At 42.8% G+C, this 13,090-nt stretch carries 9 protein-coding genes; 2 read left to right on the top strand and 7 right to left on the bottom strand.

Features of this window, described 5'->3' with window-relative positions:
* Positions 1 to 73 precede the first annotated feature (73 nt).
* Together PGLA_RS04000 and PGLA_RS03995 are read right to left on the bottom strand one after the other, a co-directional pair.
* Complete coding sequence (locus PGLA_RS04000; RefSeq protein WP_068529043.1) at positions 74 to 1,378, bottom strand: ABC transporter substrate-binding protein; 1,305 nt, start codon at positions 1,376 to 1,378, stop codon at positions 74 to 76.
* A 21-nt stretch (positions 1,379 to 1,399) separates the two neighbouring features.
* On the bottom strand, positions 1,400 to 4,021 hold the full coding sequence (locus PGLA_RS03995) for a putative bifunctional diguanylate cyclase/phosphodiesterase (RefSeq protein WP_068529040.1): 2,622 nt from the start codon (positions 4,019 to 4,021) through the stop codon (positions 1,400 to 1,402).
* A gap of 495 nt (positions 4,022 to 4,516) precedes the next feature.
* Between PGLA_RS03995 and PGLA_RS03990 the strand changes: the two genes are divergently transcribed.
* On the top strand, positions 4,517 to 5,122 hold the full coding sequence (locus PGLA_RS03990; protein ID WP_084410735.1) for a GTP pyrophosphokinase: 606 nt from the start codon (positions 4,517 to 4,519) through the stop codon (positions 5,120 to 5,122).
* A gap of 103 nt (positions 5,123 to 5,225) precedes the next feature.
* On the opposite strand, the gene PGLA_RS03985 is transcribed toward PGLA_RS03990, so the two are convergent.
* The 5 genes from PGLA_RS03985 to PGLA_RS03965 form a co-directional block, all read right to left on the bottom strand.
* Positions 5,226 to 6,065: a M15 family metallopeptidase gene (locus PGLA_RS03985; protein WP_068529034.1), complete on the bottom strand. Its 840-nt coding sequence runs from the start codon at positions 6,063 to 6,065 to the stop codon at positions 5,226 to 5,228.
* Between the two features lie 76 nt (positions 6,066 to 6,141).
* A complete protein-coding gene (locus PGLA_RS03980; protein ID WP_068529031.1) occupies positions 6,142 to 6,870 on the bottom strand; it encodes a hypothetical protein in 729 nt (242 codons plus the stop codon).
* Between the two features lie 57 nt (positions 6,871 to 6,927).
* Positions 6,928 to 10,020, bottom strand: a complete 3,093-nt coding sequence (locus PGLA_RS03975; protein ID WP_068529026.1) for a DEAD/DEAH box helicase — start codon at positions 10,018 to 10,020, stop codon at positions 6,928 to 6,930.
* Positions 10,021 to 10,752: 732 nt separating this feature from the next.
* Positions 10,753 to 11,133, bottom strand: coding sequence for a RidA family protein (locus tag PGLA_RS03970; protein ID WP_068529023.1), 381 nt, complete (start codon positions 11,131 to 11,133; stop codon positions 10,753 to 10,755).
* A gap of 57 nt (positions 11,134 to 11,190) precedes the next feature.
* Positions 11,191 to 11,859 carry an oxidoreductase gene (locus PGLA_RS03965; protein ID WP_068529021.1) on the bottom strand — a complete coding sequence of 223 codons (669 nt, stop codon included), beginning with the start codon at positions 11,857 to 11,859 and terminating at the stop codon, positions 11,191 to 11,193.
* 383 nt (positions 11,860 to 12,242) lie between these two features.
* Here PGLA_RS03965 and PGLA_RS26510 point away from each other — a divergent pair, with 383 nt between their 5' ends.
* Positions 12,243 to 12,893 carry a phosphatase PAP2 family protein gene (locus PGLA_RS26510; RefSeq protein WP_161487836.1) on the top strand — a complete coding sequence of 217 codons (651 nt, stop codon included), beginning with the start codon at positions 12,243 to 12,245 and terminating at the stop codon, positions 12,891 to 12,893.
* Positions 12,894 to 13,090 lie beyond the last annotated feature (197 nt).

The following is a 13,090-nucleotide window of genomic DNA, read 5'->3' as shown; positions in this document are numbered from 1 at the left end:
AGCAGCTCGTACCTCGTCAGAGGATGGGCTGCTTTTTCTCTATTAGACAAACAACTGCTTCCCGAAGCACTAGCTAATTATTTTGCAGAATGGTAATTTCCTCACCTAAATTTGTGAGCAACGTTTGTTCCGTTTGGTGCAGTATCACTTCTGCCTCCCTGTTACGCTCGATGCCAATATTAATCTGATCTCTCCAGATTTTCCGTGCTTGCACATCAATAGGAGTTGATTTGAATTCTTTCATCTTTTCGACCAAGCTTTCGTGTAAGGCATACAGCTTCTGCCCACCGTAGTAATCGCTCTCCTTAGACAACTTCTTCGGGTTACCGCGTGCTGGAAGATAAGCAGGCACCCCAACCCCCTCTGTCCGTTTACTCCACTCGGTTACGAAAAATTCAATAAATTTCCATGACCATTCTTTATTTCTTGAAGCCGAAGGCATCATAAGATTGGTACTGTTCGCCCAGCCGTATTGATTGAAGGGAAGTCGGGTTTCCCTCCATTTCCCTGCTGATTCAGGTGCCCATTCTTCAATTTGTGCGGCCCCCCACGTCCCTAAATACAACATAGCAATCTTTCCTTCTTTAACGGCCTTAGCTCCAGAAAGTGTCCATATGTCCATGGAAGCTGCAAGCGCGTTGTCGTTAACTTGTTTTGCGATTTTGATGGCACTAAGGAAGTTGTCATTATTACGGGAAAATTCAAAATTGGAGTCAAATAAACCTTGAGTACTATCGAAAATTTGTACCACCTCAGTTGCCCATTGCGTAATATATCGGTCATCCTTTTTCAAGGTCTTTGCAATTTCCATCCAGTTTTTAGGTTTTTCCATGAATTTCCCGAGTTCTTCGGGATCAGTTGGGAACCCGTATTGCTCCATAATATCCGCCCGGTAATACGTCATCATTGGTGAGGTAGCCACTGGAAAACCAATTAATTTCTTTTCATTATGAGAAAGGTTACTTTTCCACAGGTATTCACTGAAGTCCATACGATATTTCTCCGCACCGTGATCCAACAGATTCTCCAATCCATTAATGGCTGTAAAATGGCCGAAATGCTCACTGTCACTCACCATAATGTCAGGCGTCACACCGTCTACAATAGCATGTTGATAAGCAGATACATAAGCATCAGAATCAAATGTTTTCACTTTCACGGAAACATTTGGGTACTTTTCCTTAAATCTTTTGATCGCCGGTTCCCAACCACTATAGTAACTCCAGATTTCCAATTCCACTGGATCTGTAGACAAATTAGCCGGGGAGGATAAAGCGGGGAGCTCCACAGAAGGAACTTCTTCGCGGTAGTTACATCCTGTCGACGTTACAAAGAAAAGAGCAAAAGATATAAATATGACAAAAATTGTTTTTCTCATAATCGAGCTCCTTCAATTGAATTACTGACTGTATTCGGTAATTAAATATTTCTCAAAAATGCTAACTTCTAACGGTTTACTGAAATAGAACCCCTGAAGTTCATCACATTCCAAACGAGTGAAAAAGTTCCGTTCTTGCTCTGTCTCAATGCCTTCCGCAACAACCTGCAGGCCCATACTATGGGCAAGCTCAATTACCGCTTTAACGACAGATGATTTCATTTCGCTCTGCTCCGCCCCTTGAATGAATGTGCGGTCAAGTTTGACCACGGAAATTGGCAGACTCTGTAATTGGCTTAGTGAAGAATAGCCAGTACCGAAATCATCAATAGAGATTTGAATGCCCATGTTTCGCAGTTGAGTCAACGTTTCAATGACGGGATCCATATGCTTGATAAATACACTCTCAGTAATTTCAAGATTGATATATTGGGCACTCAGCCCTGTCTCCTCTAGGATAGTTTGAATATCCTCCAACAGACCCGTCCGATAAAATTGTTTGGCGGACAGATTGACAGACATTGGGATCTTAGGAAACCCTCGATCTTGCCAATCCTTCGCCTGCCTACACGCTTCTCGTAATACCCAAAGATCAATTTCTACAATCAAACCTGATGTCTCGGCAAGTGGAATAAATTTGGCGGGAGAGATAATCCCTGCTTTCGGATGCCGCCAACGAATTAGTGTCTCTATACCAGTCGTTTTCCCGGATGCTGGACTGACCAGCGGTTGGTATACAAGGAAGAGCTGTTCATCATGCAATGCATTGCGCAGACCATTCTCCAGGTACATCTTCTCATTAAGCGAGTCTTCCAGCGCCTGGCTAAAGAAATGGTAACTACTCGCTCCTTGTTCCTTCGCGACATACATAGCCATATCTGCTTTTTTTAGAATATCTCCCATAGAAATTCCATGTTCAGGATATAAGCTGATACCAATGCTGATCGTCGTGTAGACGGATGAATCTTCTAGATCAAATGGTGCTTCAAAACAGTTGCAGATCTGTTTCGCAAAATCATCGGGTGCATGATTTGTCTCGTATCGCATGACAAACACGAATTCATCACCACCCAATCGGAAAACTCTGCAACTTTCATCTGCAATCACTTTAAAGCGTTCTGCTACTTTCTGCAGGAGAACATCTCCTACTGCATGACCGAGCGTATCATTGATTTGTTTAAAGCGGTTCAGGTCCATAAACATGACAGCGATCCGTTCGTTGTGGTCGCCATCTTCCGCGAGCAAGCCGCTTAATACTTGATGGAACTGCAACCGATTAGGCAACGTGGTTAAGCTATCATAATACGCTAATTGATGTAGCTTTTTCTCGGAAGATTGAAGCCGCTGGTTCATCCACGAAGCTTCTTGGAACATATGAAGCAGATTCTGGGACATATCCTTGAAATTATGGGTGAGTGAATCAATTTCCAGAATTCCACTATTTGGCCACTCCAGAGGGACCATCTGCTTCAATCTCGCTGGCAGATTGGTCGTCGATCTGGCGAGCTGCATTAGGCTTCGACCAAGCCACCAGTTAATAACCCATGCCAACAGGGCTGCGATTGTGATATTGCCGAGCATGTACAATAATTGATAAATATATTCCCGGAATATCTGTTCCTGATATGCCTTGACAGGAACGCTAACTGAAATAACCAACGGAATCCGTTCCAACGAGACTGCATGAACATAATGAGCATTGCGCCATTGTTGAGTGGGAAGCAGAACGATGGATTGAGCAGGTACCTCAAACAAATAGTTATCATCAATAAGGGTAGCCGATTGAGGCTGCTCCCGAGTAAGAGCAGCTTCCTTGTTGTTCGTAGCCAGCACCTTATTTTGTTTATTCGTAATGGTGATATCGAACAACTTCTGTGTTGTATTGCGTTTGATCATTTCCTGTAAATACCCAATCTGAATAAGCCCCTCCAACTGAACTCCCAACACGTTCTCCTGTTTCCACTGATCCAGTTCTCCCTTTATGCTATTAGCCGTATTACTCGCCGTTTGAAGTGTCGTACGAGTAGACACATCATATGCATCCCTTCCGTTAATGATCATATTCATGAGAAAAGGAAGAGCAATAAGCGTAATAGACAAATGAAACAAAACCCGACGAAATGTAACCTTAAGAGGCTTGTCCTGTACAAGACCAAGCCAACGCCCCAGCGGCAGATAGTTAACAAGTATTTCGGCGATCAAGGTATTAAATAGACCATTGGATGCAGTAATGGAGAATAGAATAATAAATTCAATTAATGAAAGCGATCCCGAAAACCAACAAGCGACAAGCGTAATTGGGGCACCGATACATAACCAGAACAGCGCATCGGGTCCCAGTAGGTAACCTTGTCTCCTCATCTGCCATAACCCAATCCAGCAAACCTCAAACAGAAATATAATAATGTAAGAAGGCTCATGATAGATGAATATGGAAACAGCATAAACAAGTACGGCTACCGGTAGAACCATTCGAATTCCGTAGAGTCGTACCAACATCAATAGAAAAATATTCGTAAATGTAAACTCGATGCCGTAAATCAGTTGTGGGTGTTGCGAAGCGCTTCCAAATGCCAGCAGTACAGCGCCTGCGAAGAAGAGCCACTTGCAAAGGAACTGGGAATCAACAAAGTTTCTTCTCATTATGCAATCACTCCTTCAGATGCATTTGTCTTCAATTGGGTAGAGACAAGATCGTCTTGCCTGCTTACTTATAAAAAAAGACCAAAATGACCTCATGAGCCCATTGGTCTGCAAATACCATAAATAATTTGTTTCTCTATGTATATCTGCAACCCTACTATTCATCTAAGAGCTTTAGACCCGTGGCTCTTCATCCTACTATTTTGTATAGTTTTCCTTTATTTGGATATTATCACAATTCATTTTACTATAAAAAATGTCGTGTGAATAGAACTATTGGCCCTATTATTTTACCTCACTACCCATTTTTTGCTTCTAATCCTCTTTTTCAGGTAAAATAGAATCATCACCATATTTTAAAGTATAGGAGATCACCCATTGAAAGAACATGAAGGTAGTCAACTTGTGATAAGCCCGATTCATCTACATGATATTGGAACAAGACAATTAGCCGACGAACTTTTACTCCAACTCAATGAGTGGAATAATGTTCCGATGTTATATCAACTTGCTCTAGAAGAGTTACAGAATAAGATTAACGTCATCAAGACGGAACTGAAACAACTAAATGGTTACAGTCCTATTGAACATATTAAAGTACGAATCAAAGAACCTAAGAGTATCCTGGATAAAATGAAACGTAAAGGCTGTGGCCTTACTGTTGATAATATGCTGAACCAAATCCATGATATTGCCGGTATGCGAATTGTATGTGCTTTCGTCAAAGATATTTATCTCTTATTGGAGCACTTCAAACAGCGTAGTGACATTCATGTGCTAGAGGTAAAGGATTATATTAAGGACCCCAAACCAAACGGCTATCAAAGTCTTCATATTATCCTAGCAGTGCCTCTCATCCTATTAGAAGGAACTCGTTGGATGAAGGTAGAAATTCAGATGCGCACCTTAGCCATGGATTTCTGGGCAAGCATGGAACATATCTTATTCTATAAGTATGACAAGCAAGTACCTGCTCATGTACACACCGAGTTGAAAGAGGCTTCTGAAGCAGCATATGCTCTTGATAAGAAGATGCTTAGAATCCAGAAGGAGATTCTTTCGAATACGACAACTTCAGAACCATCGCTATTATCCCCATAGATCATCTCTTTGAAGTCAACGATTCTTTAACGACCTATCTATAAACAAAAGGCTGCATCCTATGTAGGATTGCAGCCTTCTGTTTATAGTATATAGAATAGTCTTATAGCTTAATAAACGCATCATCGAAATATTCTTCTACTGTCAATAAACTCTTTGCTAGGTCTGGTGCTACGTCAGTTCCTACGTATCTAATATGCCATGGTTCGTATATATACCCCGTTTTCTCCTCAGCACCTTCAGGATAACGAATAATGAATCCATACTCTGGAGCGTGTTCCGCTAACCATTTACCCTCTGTTGTCTCTCCAAAAGATTGCTCCAGCGTATTATCAACACTTGGACTGGACACATCTATTGAAAGACCTGTTTGATGTTCGCTATTGCCCGGCACAGAACTAACGCGAGATGCTTCTTCCTCACCCTTAATACGAACATTACGGTCATATATGACCTTTTGTCGAGCATAAGAACGATATCCAGACACTGCACGTAACTCAATACCTTCCGATTCTGCTCTAGCAAATAACTTTTCTAAAGCTTCAGCAGCTTCCTTACGCATAAATCGCTTCTCATTCGCTCCATCAAAGGAGAAAGCAACATTGGGCTCTACAAGATCCTTAGGCTCGTAACCTTCAGGAAGGCTCCGCTGTTTGTTCACAATAACCGTTACCGCCTCAGGGTTCGTTACTACAGATCGACCATCTTGCTCTTGAATGGTTGCTTGAAGTGAATTCTCATTTCGTATCGCCATAACGGCGGCAGCTTGTCCCTCAACAACTTCCAATTGATCCCCCTGACCGGCTGGAGCCTGTAATGCTTGTCCTTCCTGTTGAGCAGATCCTCCAGTATCGGAACCACAGCCAACAAGTACACCCGATAGTATAAGCACAGAGCCAAGAACATGCATCCAATGTCTCTTCTCCCATGTCTGTGATTTCATTGATGATTCTCCTTTATGTGCTTTCTTTAATACGTATATCATACATCATATGAACTAAATTCGCACGAGACCGCTTCTATTCCTCAATGAATTGGCGGCGACGTTTCTCAGCTATATCTGATGTCTTTTTCATAATCATTTTTAGTGCCTTTTGAACTCCTAGAGATCCTTTTAACAGCGGAGTCCAATCATCTAGTTGATTCTCCCCATCCTCTGGCGGTTTAAGATTCAGAGTCACTTCTCGAAAAAGTGGACCAGGCTCATGCAGCCGCCCTTGCTCTGCAGCCTCTGCTAACCATTCTCCTGGAGAAGGCCCGCTCTTCCCCTTCTCCTCCATTAGAGATGCTTCTACCCCAGCAAATTCCTTTGCTTTTGGATTAATAGATGCTGACCACACACCAAATACCCCAGACATTAACTCTTTACGTGGCAACCCCATGAGTGTTAGTTGCATAACCGGATCGATAGACAATTGTTGCCCAGCATATTCACGCACAACCAATATCTCTTGGCAGTTAGAATTCCCACAACTACATGTCGCTTCTTCCATCAATATCTCCTTAGATGAAGGCATCAAATCATTAAGCCACTGTGGAGTCGTCCCCTTCAAAAGAAGGTAGAGATCATGTGGGCTATTCTTTAATTCTAAAAGAATCTCTTCTTTGATGAGTGGAGAACACACCTGAGCTACAGGTATGTTCACTTCATGTGTGCTAACTTCAGTTAATTCATCAAGGGATTTGGCAAACGTCCCTATCAACATGCCTGGACGGACATCCAGTATGACCTGTGCTATCTCTGTCAAATGAATCCCTCCTGCCCTTTATCAAATATTAGAGCAACCCTTACAGATTCATTAGAGTTACATCCAGTCCTCGCCTTGCAGAGCGATAAGATCCTTCAGATCCGCATCCGACATCTCCGTCAACCATGTCTCGCCCGAACCTACCACTTGTTCAGACAGTGCTTTTTTATTCTCAATTAGTTCATCAATCCGCTCTTCCAGAGTACCCTGACAAATGAGCTTGTGTACTTGCACATTCTTATGTTGTCCAATGCGAAATACACGGTCAGTCGCTTGATTCTCTACAGCGGGATTCCACCAACGGTCATAATGTAGTACATGATTTGCACGAGTCAGGTTTAGCCCTACTCCCCCTGCTTTTAACGAAAGCACGAAGAACGCAGAGCCCTCTTCCTCTTGAAAGGAACTTACCATCTCATCTCGCTCATGTTTCGGTATGCCTCCATGCAGGAATGATGGAGCTTTTCCGTACCTTGCAGCAAGTCTTGAAACAAGCAGTTGTCCCATAGCTACGTATTGGGTGAAAATAAGGGCTGATTCGCCAATCTCCGCAATACTATCAAGCAGCTCGAGCAAACGCTCCATTTTACCCGAGGCCTCCTGTTTCGATCCCCGACTTTCTTCTTTCCCGAGAAGTTGTGGATGGTCACAAATCTGCTTCAGCTTCGTAAGTGAAGATAAGACTAAGCCCTTTCTGGCGATGCCAGTCTCCTGCTCTATCTGCACCAACATTTGATCAACAACGGCTTGGTACATCGCTCCTTGTACATCTGTTAACGTACAGTAAGATTTAAGTTCGATCTTCTCAGGTAAATCCTTGGCGATATCCGGATCACTCTTCAGACGACGCAACATGAATGGTGCGACTAATCTATGAAGTTCTTGTAAGCGGCCTTGTTCATCATCTCCAGTATACCGATGCCTAAATGAGGAAGATGTTCCTAGATAACCAGGGTTTAGAAATTGAAAAATGGACCACAGCTCACCCAATCGATTCTCTACAGGTGTACCCGTCATTGCAATCCGATGAGGAGAAGACAATTTCATCACACTTTGAGCCTGCTTCGTCCGATAGTTCTTAATGTATTGCGCTTCATCCAACACAATGGTTGCCCATGATACCTGCGCCAGATCCACGCCATCTCTACCACATAAATGATACGTCGTAAGAATAACATCATGTTCGGTAGCCTTCAGAAGGAATGACTCTCCATGCAGCCGTCGATTCCCATGATGAATATAGATAGATAAATCTGGTGCAAAGCGCTGGAGCTCTCGCTGCCAATTCCCAAGTAATGATGTAGGACAAACAATCAGTATAGGATTTATGTTCTCGGACATACGCTCAAGAAGGCATGTAATGACCTGTACCGTCTTTCCTAGCCCCATATCATCCGCTAGACACACACCGAACCCTAGATCCCTCATAGCCGAGAGCCATTGATAACCACGCTCCTGATACGGACGTAGTACACCGTGAAGCGACTCAGGAATGGGACGGATAGGCACCTTTCGGGAATTACTACCTTCGAGAAGGGAGGATAACATCCCCACCGTTTCCATTCCCATAACGGAAATGCCTTTCCACATCCGCTCATTGCCATCTTCAGCAGTTAAGTGCATCCAGTCGGATACTTCCATCTGGCCTTTCTCGTGTTTCTTAATGTATCGCATAACCTGGCGAATTTCTTTAAGATCCACTTCAATCCATTCGCCGCGGAACTCTGCATAAGGAACATCCGACTCTGCTAACTTCGTCATTTCTTCGAGCGTAAGTGTTATCCCACCCAACGCCGCTTCCACTTCAAATGAGACTAAGTGATCCATACCTAACGCGACCGGTATCCCGACTCTGCCATCTGTTTCAGGCGACTGTACCATTTTCAAAGATAGGCCGACACGCTTACGTTCCTTACTCCAGCGCGAGGGTAACTGAACAGTAACCCCAGCTGCAGTTAGTAGCGGGACAGATTCACGAACGAAGGCAAATAGTTGTTCAGGTGTAAGCTCCATTCCAAGGGGTGCTGGAGAATTCAGAGTATCTCTAATTTCTATTGACACCGAAGCTGCTTCCCCGAGTGCCATCAGAAGTTGTTCCTGGACAGCTACATAATGTCTCCCTCGAACTTCCAAGTCAGATTCCTTTCTCCCCCATATAAAGCTTGATGGTAGCCAAGTCCCGTAATCATCTTGAATTTCCGCCCAAAAGGACACATACCATCGTTGTTCTTCTTCTAGCATTCTAGGCTCCATCCGTAGTCCTAAGTTCAGACGACCCATCTGCCGTGCCTGCTCCTCCTCGCTTCCGATCACAGGAATGGAGGTACCTCCAATGCGCGACGCCGTCTTTGTTAGCTCTTCAATTTCATCTGGAGATCCCTGTACAGAAATATCGCGACTTACCGTCAAGAGCCCATCCCACCATAATTCAGATAGCGGTGAATATCCTCTTCGATAATTAGCCATATATCGAGAAAGCTTAGCTTCTAATCCCTGTATCACATCTTTCGTTTCCGTATGAATAACCGCACTTAGGAAAGAATGCAACACAGCAGCACCAGCTTCTTCTTTGGTTTCGAAGCCCCCAAATGCGGGCACGCCAAATGCAAGTGGTGGCATCGAAGCAGCAAGTTGTAAGAAGACCTCTGCTTCGTGTTTATCCCTTAATTTAGGCTTCCAGCGAGAAGTCACGACCTGTTCACCCGTCCGTCTGCGTGAACCCGTCGATACAAGGGGGGCGGTCCCTGGTGCTATCCGACCATGAAGCATCAGCTCCAATGCGAACCGTGCCACCTTCACCCAGTAGCTCATTTCAGGACCCGGTTGTATTCCTTGTGCTAAACAAGTTTCGTCGTCCCAAGCAAGGAGCATATAGAATGCATCCTGGGGAGAAAGAGCAAGGCCTTCTAGCGTCCTTCCCATCAGTTGGCGTCTTTCTCCTCTTCTATTGCTCACTTTGGGGTTCGAACTTGCAGAAGGATATCGAAGTTCTGCCAACCGAAGCACGGCATGTGCAAATGGACGTGCTCCACCCTTCCATTCAAACTGTTTAACCACTCGGCTCCAAGCATCTACCTTTGGTTCAGATACTTCACCGGAAAAACAAAAAAACACTTCGCCTAGCCATACGCCATATAGCGGTTGATTCATCGTTGTCTCCTGTCGTTTCACTGCTCACATATTTTAATTACATCTTAAACGAAAAGGGAATATTTAAAAACCTCTTCACCTTCGGAACTCAACCAAATTATTCCCTTTTTTCTCAGATCTAATTACAATAATGCTACTTTTTCTCACATACCAATTAGAACCGGCTTCGCATCCTTTTAGGACGTTACGTTCCTTCAAGAAATATAAGGATAACGTATAGCGTGGAAATTATACTTCCATATCATTATAAAGATGTAAAAAAACCCACCCCAAGTTTACTCTCCAAAGGTGGGTTTGTGGACTTAAGACACAAAACTAGGAACTACTTATTCTCATTTATGGATGTAATTTAACTCCATTTACCACTGTTTATCATACCATACTGGTAGAAACAATAACAACAGAACCACGATTACCTCTAGAAATACTTTTTATTGCCTCCACCTTACCTATACTTCCCGCTCCCTATATATTTTACAGAAACAGGGACAAGTTGAGAACTTTTATAATAAATATGGGTATATCCTACTGGGTATCCTTTCACAATGCTTTCTAGCAGGTATCCTATTCCTTTATGCGATCTGGTTGCTCTTTTTCCGAACCAGAAAAACAAGGTATACACTTTTATCGCTGAAGAGATCGGTATTCTCACTTACATGAGCCAATTCATACAAAAAAGCTGAATTACGCGATTGATTCCACGCAATTCAGCTTTTTATTGTATAGACTACACTATTTCTTTATTACTACTGCTTCGATCTCAACCAAAGCGTCTTTAGGTAGGCGTGCCACCTCAACCGCGCTACGTGCAGGGAACGGTTGTAAGAAGAATGAGCTATATACTTCGTTCATGGCTACGAAGTCATTCATATCTTTAAGAAAGACCGTCGTCTTCACAACCTGATCCATTCCCGCTCCCGCTGCTTCAAGAATGGCTTGTAGGTTAGTAAGAGATTGACGTGTTTGCCCTTCAATACCCTCTGCAAATTGTCCAGTCTCTGGATTAAGACCCAATTGGCCTGATGTGAAAATAAATCCTCCTGCTTCTATCGCTTGGCTATATGGTCCAATAGCTCCTGGAGCAGCTTCTGTTGAAATTGCTTGTTTACTCATTGTTTATGTCCCCTTTCATTCTATTCATATTCGAAGTAATAGATCACTTTATAAGTATTATTGTACCAGCCCTACGGCATGAATAACATCATTAGGATAAATATGTACCCCTAGCGGACCCGCTAATGCAATACTCACCATAGCGTGGGCCACCACTTCAGCTGGAATTGCTCGATATTTGGCCGCCTTCCCACGGAAAAGAAAGTCTAGCGTTGTCATAAGACGTGCACTTATCCCTTCGCCCAACCGTTTCTCTTTCCGATCCCCTAGAAGTAACGATGGTCTAAATAAATGAACCGCTGGAATCCCTTCTCGGGAAATAGCATTCTCAACTTCACCTTTAGTCCGGTTATAGAACAGCCGTGAAGAAGGATCCGCTCCCATAGCCGATATACAAAGGAATTGGCGAACACCTGCCTTATGTGCTAGTTGAGCAGCAACTAACGGATATTCAAAATCCACCTTGCGAAACTGTTCTTGAGATCCAGCTTTCTTGATCGTAGTACCCAAACAACAGAATACATCTAGAACGTCCTCGAACAACTCTTGGTGTTGATCCAAGGTATCCCAATCCACTAGAATCTCCTTGAGCTTCGGATGTTGGATACCTAGAGGCCTCCTAACAAGTACCTTCACAACATCGTAATCTGCTCGATTCAGTAATTCTTTAACTACGAATCCACCGACTAATCCTGTAGCACCTAATACCATAGCCTGAAACCCCATAGAAACCTCCTAAAAGTTAGCACTCCTCTATAAATCTCTCTTTTGTCCCCATTTTACAGGCAGGTAGTCAACTGTCAATCTTATTTAAGCAAGCCGATGTATCCTTTCTCACCTATCTAGCATGCGCTTGCAACACTCCCTAATAATGTGTCAATCCATTACTAAAAGCCAACCCAAGCTCAGTTCATTCTAAATGAGGCTAATCCTTCCTTTTGAAATTTATAAATTGAGAGGTATAATTCAATAAGCAATTATAGCTCAGAACATAAACCATCACTATAATGGTAGATTCGTAACATGACAGTCATATGCCTTTCATTAACTTTCATTGCTCCCTAATTTTCTTGAAATTTCTATTCTCACATACAAAGGGGTTTATTCGCTTGTCAACTTGGTTCAACAAATCATATGTATGGTCTCTCAGTCTACTTGGTTCACTCGGGGTTATGGGTCTAATCTACAATGTCCTAAATTCATTCACACGCGACTCATTCGTACTTACCTCGCCCATCGACGATATAATTCCCCTAGTACCCGCGATGAGCCTTCCTTATTTGGCTTGGTATCCTTATATTTTTCTGGCTATGGCGTATTTGTGCTGGAAGGATCGTCAACTTTATTTCCGCACACTATTTTCTATGAATATAAGCGTAGCTGTATGCTATTTGATCTATTACTATTTTCAAACAAATGTACCTCGCCCCATCGTTATTGGTCATGGCTGGGATATTCAGCTGCTGCAATGGATCTATCGAAGTGATAAACCATTCAACTGTTTCCCGAGTATTCACTCCCTATACTCTTATCTTGTGATGAGGGCCTCTTGGAACTCAACAAAAATACGATTCCGCACAAAAGCCATTTTCTCCATATGCTCATTAACCATTATCATTTCTACATTTATGGTGAAGCAGCATGTTATTTACGATGCCATCGGTGCCATTCTCTTGGGTGAAGCAGTATTTATTCTCATCCTATCCAGTTTAAGGGTCCACAAAAGAGTCCACGGCAAATCGTATGAACGTTATAGTTAGTAGAAATATCTAATATTTTTATATTTTTTCCTTCTTTTCTTCCTAAATACGACAATATTTGATATAATGTGGACAAATCGAAGGAAAAAATATTTAAAATTAGTGATATTTTTGCTCTGAGTGTGATTTTTTTCACATATATTGAGATAAAGATCATGGTACCATTTTCTCATAGATATTTAATCATTCGCCACTTG

The sequence above is a fragment of the Paenibacillus glacialis genome, assembly GCF_001637205.1.
GTDB classification, from domain to species: Bacteria; Bacillota; Bacilli; order Paenibacillales; family Paenibacillaceae; genus Paenibacillus_AQ; species Paenibacillus_AQ glacialis.
The sequence above is the reverse complement of the archived record's forward strand: the minus strand, read 5'-3'. Positions and strand labels throughout refer to the sequence as shown.

What these genes read in the sequence shown, in the direction of transcription:
- PGLA_RS03965 (WP_068529021.1), bottom strand. Translation starts at nt 11,859, where the DNA reads ATGGGGTTTCAGGCTATGGTATTAGGTGCTACAGGATTAGTCGGTGGA.
- PGLA_RS03985 (WP_068529034.1), bottom strand. Translation starts at nt 6,065, where the DNA reads ATGAAATCACAGACATGGGAGAAGAGACATTGGATGCATGTTCTTGGC.
- PGLA_RS03975 (WP_068529026.1), bottom strand. Translation starts at nt 10,020, where the DNA reads ATGAATCAACCGCTATATGGCGTATGGCTAGGCGAAGTGTTTTTTTGT.
- PGLA_RS03990 (WP_084410735.1), top strand. Translation starts at nt 4,517, where the DNA reads ATGTTATATCAACTTGCTCTAGAAGAGTTACAGAATAAGATTAACGTC.
- PGLA_RS03970 (WP_068529023.1), bottom strand. Translation starts at nt 11,133, where the DNA reads ATGAGTAAACAAGCAATTTCAACAGAAGCTGCTCCAGGAGCTATTGGA.
- PGLA_RS04000 (WP_068529043.1), bottom strand. Translation starts at nt 1,378, where the DNA reads ATGAGAAAAACAATTTTTGTCATATTTATATCTTTTGCTCTTTTCTTT.
- PGLA_RS03995 (WP_068529040.1), bottom strand. Translation starts at nt 4,021, where the DNA reads ATGAGAAGAAACTTTGTTGATTCCCAGTTCCTTTGCAAGTGGCTCTTC.